At 33.7% G+C, this 6,591-nt stretch carries 4 protein-coding genes; 3 read left to right on the forward strand and 1 reads right to left on the reverse strand.

Translation table 11 applies throughout. The features are described 5' to 3' along the window. Together N4A40_05950 and N4A40_05955 are read left to right on the forward strand one after the other, a co-directional pair. Nucleotides 1-706: hypothetical protein (locus N4A40_05950; GenBank protein ID MCT4661389.1), on the forward strand; the 706-nt coding region annotated here is incomplete at its 5' end. Nucleotides 707-751: 45 nt separating this feature from the next. Further along, nucleotides 752-952, forward strand: a complete 201-nt coding sequence (locus N4A40_05955; GenBank protein MCT4661390.1) for a hypothetical protein — start codon at nt 752-754, stop codon at nt 950-952. Nucleotides 953-1,208: 256 nt separating this feature from the next. Here N4A40_05955 and N4A40_05960 read toward each other — a convergent pair whose 3' ends face one another. Next, nucleotides 1,209-4,277 carry an insulinase family protein gene (locus N4A40_05960; protein MCT4661391.1) on the reverse strand — a complete coding sequence of 1,023 codons (3,069 nt, stop codon included), beginning with the start codon at nt 4,275-4,277 and terminating at the stop codon, nt 1,209-1,211. Between the two features lie 243 nt (nt 4,278-4,520). Here N4A40_05960 and N4A40_05965 point away from each other — a divergent pair, with 243 nt between their 5' ends. Beyond that, nucleotides 4,521-6,461, forward strand: a complete 1,941-nt coding sequence (locus tag N4A40_05965) for an ABC-F family ATP-binding cassette domain-containing protein (GenBank protein ID MCT4661392.1) — start codon at nt 4,521-4,523, stop codon at nt 6,459-6,461. Nucleotides 6,462-6,591 lie beyond the last annotated feature (130 nt).

Below are 6,591 nucleotides of genomic sequence, written 5' to 3' on the forward strand. Positions count from 1 at the left end.
AGAGCTACAGGTGTATGGGTACCACGAAGATGAAATAACTGAAATCAATAGTATTGATTTTAAAAAAGAATATGGCAAATTGAATAATTTCTCAGATCAAGCACTTATGAAAAAGGGCTATACAAATGAGCAAATTCAAACAATAAGAAATTTCAAAGGAACTTATGACGAAATGAAAAGTATAAGCGCCAAACTCATTCTTACAGGAGAACTCTCTGACTACTATGAATATAATGGTCAGCAAAAGTTTATAGGAAAATTCAGTTGGACATGGGTAGGCGAACCTATTGTAAAAAATAAAGACATAATAGGTATAGCTTGGAATCAAGATTTCAATTTGGATTGTCGAGATGGTAAATCTAGCCTCAGTGTGACTTATGAACCTCTAGAAGGACAATACAATGCAGATAATCACAAAATTAATTATGAAGTTTATTGTGCTGGCGAAAATAAAGCTAAAAGCATTTTTGAATTAGTAGATGGTCTTTCAAAAAATAAGACTGCTTCATTTGCAAGGCATGGTTCGCTATTGATTCATCTATATAGCCCTAATGGTATAGATAATACCTCTATGATTGTAAAATACGGGCATTCTTCTTATTCTCTAAATCCATCAATTTCCATCGGCAAAGTAGCGCCTTCATTTACCTGTGGTGTTACTCAAAAGGCGAAGTCAATATGCATTTGCTATCCAGAAGCTAATTGATGAAACTCACAAAACTCATATTTTCAAAGAAAGGAAGTTGTTGTTATGAAAACCTTAGGCAAAATAGCAGTTGGAATAATAGCTTTCATGCTAGCAGAATTTTTAAGTATAAATGTTGGAACTATGATAGGTTCAGGTGCTTATGAAATCGGTCTAATAGTAACCTCTCTATCAATACTAACTGCTGTAGTAATTGTTTGCACTATGATAATAGTGGATACTATTAAAGAAAATGGCTCTAAATAATATAGCTTTCAGTAGTCCAAACTAAGTGTGTACATAATCAAAAAAGACATAGCTTTTTTAAGCCTATGTCTTTTTCAATTATAGCTAGTTTTTTCATACGATTCTTTTAGCTAACTCCAGCCGCATAACTATACGCTCCGTAAATAGCTGATATATACATTATCTGGACTAGCGAAACGACTATCAATCTGTAAAAATTGTGTCTTTCATTCTTGTTTCTAGATAACTCATTCTGCCAGTCAAACCCTTAGCATATCTATGCATCTATTGGTCTAATCTCATCAAATAAATCCTTATTCTCGTTGATTTTCGTTTCTGAACCAGCCACTATTATCGTGCTATCTTTAAGCCCTTTTTCCATTTTTGCTATGAAACCTTCAAGGTCTTTTGGTGTAGTTTCTAGTATTTCTTTTTTAAGTTTTTCTAAATCTTTTCTATCGTATTCTGATAAAATTTCTGCATTTTCTGCTTTAGTTTCTGTAAACAAATCCTGACCTGCATCTATTCTTCCCACTATAGATATGATCGCTTCATCGAGCTGTTCTTGAGTAGGCTTGAATTCTTTTAATACATTAACGAGGTCATTTATTACATCTACAGACTCTTTAAGTTTTGGATCTCTATAGGTTCCAAACCTCACATTTCCACTAGCAGATGTTGCTAAATATCCGCCATATGCACCGCCTTGCAATCTTAGCTTTTCATACATATATCCATCACTCACTAATTTTGAAAATACAAGGTCTGATCCATTTAATTCCTCGCCTATATTTTTCAAATTAAATCCTAATTGCATAAACTGAACTTCCGCTGGAATAGTAAGTCCAAGTTTAGTCTTTTCAGCTTTGAAATCCCAAACACTATCTTTTATATCCTTTTTGTTCAAATCTTTTAGCATAACACTGATAGCTTTTTCATTCTTTTCAAAATCTTTCTCTTCACTAGCTACCGATATGGTAAGTTCATCTGCTGTAAATAATTTTTGATATATAGTAACCAATTTTTCTTCCAGCTCTGAGTATTTAGAGTCAAAATCAGCATTTAATTCTTTAAGCACTCTATAACTCTCAGATTTCATATAATCTTCTAAATTTCCTGCTGATGTCATAGCTGCTGAATATTTTGATACAACTACTGCATTTGGATTGCTGAGCATAGACTGCTTTTTAGCTTCAAGTAGCTCGCTCACTTTTTGCTTAACCATATCCTTATCGTCAAGCTTAACATTTAGCATATACTCTTTCATAAGTTCTGTAATTTTGTCTGCATTTTCCGATGCATAAGTTGATGAAACTACAAAATATGGATAGTATTTTTCACTATCTTTTGAATTTGAAAATGTAGTCTCATAAAAGTTTATTCCAAGAGAATAATTTGCAATCATATTTCCAATTTCTTTATTTGTATATTCCTTCGTATCAGAGTTGACCATCACAGATGTCAATATAGGCAAATAAGCTAACTCTTCTTTGGTCAAGTTTTGTAGATTAAAATAAAGATTAAGGTCTGTAAGTCCTACAGAATTAACTGGATGTTTGAGAAGTGTATAACCATCTAGCTCACCTTTCACAATATTTACATCATCCGTTTCTAAATCTAAATCTTCTACTGTAAGTTTTGGAAGCGCATCTAAGTGTTCTTGTGGAGTTTTTTGAGCTTGCCACTTATTGTACTCTACGATATCTTCTTTGAGCGCTGCTAGCTTTTCTTCACCCATAGAGTCTAATCTTTCTTTGAGCTTTTGATCTAGCTGCTCATTTATTTTTGCCATATACGACGCATCTGGAGTAAATACCATCTCTACTCTATGATCGTTTCCTATCAAGTATTTTTCTATCAAACTCTCCAAATACTTATCATTTATCACCTTGTCTTTTATCTCATCTAACACTTCTGAGCTGCTAAATGAAAGTAGTGGATCTCCATAAGTAACAAAATTTGTATTTAGAGTCTCTAATGCCACTTCACCTTTATTTGATATCAATAGACTACCCTTTATAGCAAGTTCAGTCTGATTGAATACAGACTCTAGCTCAGCCTTGTCAAAACCTTCTTTTGCAACTTGCTTTAGAGTTTTTTCAACTGCAGCTACAAATTTGTCCATATCCTTATTTGATGCACCTTGGGCTAATACAAACATCGAAGGCTCATATGTCCCTGTGTCTAGCTGTGCAACCACACTCTTTCCAATACCTGCTTCTACGGTGTTTTTATAAAGCAATGTATTGTCATCTTTTGCCAAAAGACTACTAAGTATCAAAAGACCCATACGTTCTGCTTCTGTTGTATCGTGCATGACAGGAGACCAAAGGAGCATACTGTCAGTCTCTTGTGTCTCGGCTGGCGATGCTGGATAAGTAGTCTCCACTCTTTTAACTCCATCAAATGTTTTTTGTGATTTTAAATCTTCTATTGGAGATTTTTTGTCCATTTTGCTATAGTATTGATCATTTATATACTTTAATTTCTCTACTACATTCATATCGCCATAAAGCATTAGGCAAGCATTTGACGCTGTATAATACTTATCGTGAGTTTCTGCTATGTGCTCGTGAGTCAAATCCACTATAGAAACTGGATCTCCTCCAGAGTTAAATCTGTATTTTGTATCTGGATAAAGCGCTCTACTAAGCTCAGTAAATAAGACCTTATATCTACCAGACATAGCACCTTTCATCTCATTAAATACTATACCGTTGAATTCAATTTCGCCGGTCTGTGGATTCAAATCATATCTCCAGCCTTCTCTTTTCAATAAGTTTTCGTCCTCAACTACAAGTGGTGCAAATACAGCATCTAAATAGACTTTCATCAAGTTATCAAAATCTTTAGCGTTTTCACTTGCAACTGGGTAATAAGTAAGATCAGCGCCTGTAAGCGCATTCATATACGTAGATACTGATCTTTTGCCCATATCTTTGAAATTCGACGCAGATGGGTACTTTTTAGAACCTTCAAGCACTGTATGTTCTAGTACGTGATTGACTCCTGTATTGTCTACAGTTGGTGTTCTAAACGTAGCTCCAAACCATCTATTTTGGTCTTTACTTTGTATATATACTACTTGTCCACCGTTTTTTTCGTGAACAAATAAATTCACCTTTGAATTTAAGTCTTTTGAAAAAATTTGTCTGTCCAATTTGAATCCTTCGTATACCTGCCCTACTTTTAAATCCTCATTTTTAACTAGCTGTGTCATACTAGTAGCCACTTTTACCTGATTATCTTTGGCTGCAAAACTAGTCATTGGAGCCGCCAATTGTAACGCTAGCATACCTGCTAGAGTCATAGCCGCCAATCTTTGTGCAATTCTCTTCTTGTTCATAGCAAACCCTCCCATAATTTCAATAATCGAACATATGGTAACAAAGTTTTATTAAAATTTAGTGAACTCAACCTTGTATTTTTCTTAAATTTATTTAACACTTTTTACTGCTCCGTTTTAAACACTATCCACATTTGTTCTACTCCTCAAAATATAGTATTTGTGGTATGATAGTTTCTATCAGAGATTTTATCTGAATAACAAATGAATTTACTATAGACTATTTTAAAAAGGTGGCTTTTTATGAATATATTATCTTTAGACAACATTTCAAAACACTATGGCGACAAGATGCTCTTCTCAGAAGTTTCATTGCATGTAAACGATTATGACAAAATCGGACTTATAGGAGTAAATGGTACTGGAAAAACAACCCTGCTAAGAATTATCGCAGGTGTAGAGGGATTAGATGACGGTGAATATAGACTCACAAATGGCATGAATATAGAGTACCTCCCTCAAAACCCAGAGTATAACCCTGAAAGCACTATATTAGAGCAAGTATTTAGAGCGGATCATCCTGTTATATCAATCATACGAGACTATGAATACACTCTTACTAAATTGGAAAAAACTCCAAGCGATGACTTGCAAGAAAAACTAATATCGCTAAGCTCAAAAATGGATTCATCTAATGCTTGGGAACTAGAAAGCACAGTCAAAACTATATTAACTAAGCTTGGGATTTCTGAATTCGACTTAAAAATGAAGCAGTTATCTGGTGGACTTAGAAAAAGAGTTGCACTAGCTTGCGCGCTTATCACTCCTTGTGATCTTTTGATATTAGACGAGCCTACAAACCATATGGATCACGAAACTATCACTTGGCTAGAAGATTATTTAAAGAGCCGAAAAGGTGCACTACTCATGGTAACCCATGATAGATATTTTTTAGACCATGTAGTTAATAAAACCATAGAACTAGACCTAGGAACTCTTTATACTTATACTGGAAATTACTCGGAGTTCTTGGAGAAAAAAATAGAGCGAAAAACTATGGAACAAACTATGCAAGCTAAGAAAAAACAATTGTACAAAAGCGAGCTCGCTTGGATTCGAAAAGGTGCTCTAGCTAGGTCAACAAAACAGAAAGCTAGGATACAAAGATTCGAGGAGCTATCTGATTCACTAGATGGTCAGCAAACTAGTGAAAGCATGGACATATCAGTAGCACATAGTAGACTTGGCGGAAAAATCATAGAATGGGAAAATGTAAGTAAATCCTACGGTGAAAAAAATATAATAAAAGATTTCTCTTATATACTCACTAGAGAAGATAGAATAGGTATCATCGGTCCTAATGGTGCAGGAAAATCAACCCTACTCAATTTGATAACGGGAAACTTATCTCCTGACAAAGGCAAGGTAGACACTGGTACGACTGTAAAAATAGGCTATTTCACACAGGAATCTGCAGATATGGACGAAAATCTACGAGCTATTGAATATATAAAAGAAGGTGCTGAATTCATAACAACTGCTGACAATATAAAAATCTCTGCATCTCAAATGATGGAAAAATTCTTGTTTAACAGTGACCTTCAATGGTCTTATATAAAAAAATTATCGGGCGGCGAAAAGAGAAGACTTTATCTTTTGAGAATACTAATGGATGCCCCTAATGTGCTCATACTAGATGAGCCTACAAATGATTTAGATTTAGAAACTCTAAATGTATTAGAAAATTACTTAGAAGATTTTAATGGAGCTATCATAACAGTTTCTCATGATAGATATTTCCTAAATAAAATATGCAATAAAATATTCGCATTTGAAGAAGACCAAAAAATAATGATAAATACTGGAAACTTCGATGACTATATGCAAAAGAGAAATCTCTGGATCAATGAGAATAAAAAATCTGAATCAAAATCAGATAAATCAAATTCATACAAAGAAAAACCGAAAAACAATTCTATACCAAAACTTTCATACAAAGAGAAGTTAGAATTTGAAAAAATATACGATGAAATAGACCAATTAGAAACTAAAATCTCAAAACTCGATGAACAAATGATTGAAAATGCAACCGACTATGTAAAACTTCAAGAACTAGTAAATGAAAAAGAATCCCTAGAAGACGAGCTTCTCCATAAAATGGAGCGTGAAGAATATCTATCGGGAATAGAGGAAGCTAGAAAAGCTATGAAGAGTAAATCAGAGTCTGTCAAGCAATTGGTGTAAATATTCTGAAATTTAATATTTAAAGATTAGTCATAGCCCTAATAAAGGCTATGACTTTTTTGAATATCAATTTTGTATTTTTCAATTTGATTTATATAAATTTGTTCTCAGCAAACATAAGGTTTGAACA

The organism is Tissierellales bacterium, assembly GCA_025210965.1.
GTDB lineage: Bacteria > Bacillota > Clostridia > Tissierellales > JAOAQY01 > JAOAQY01.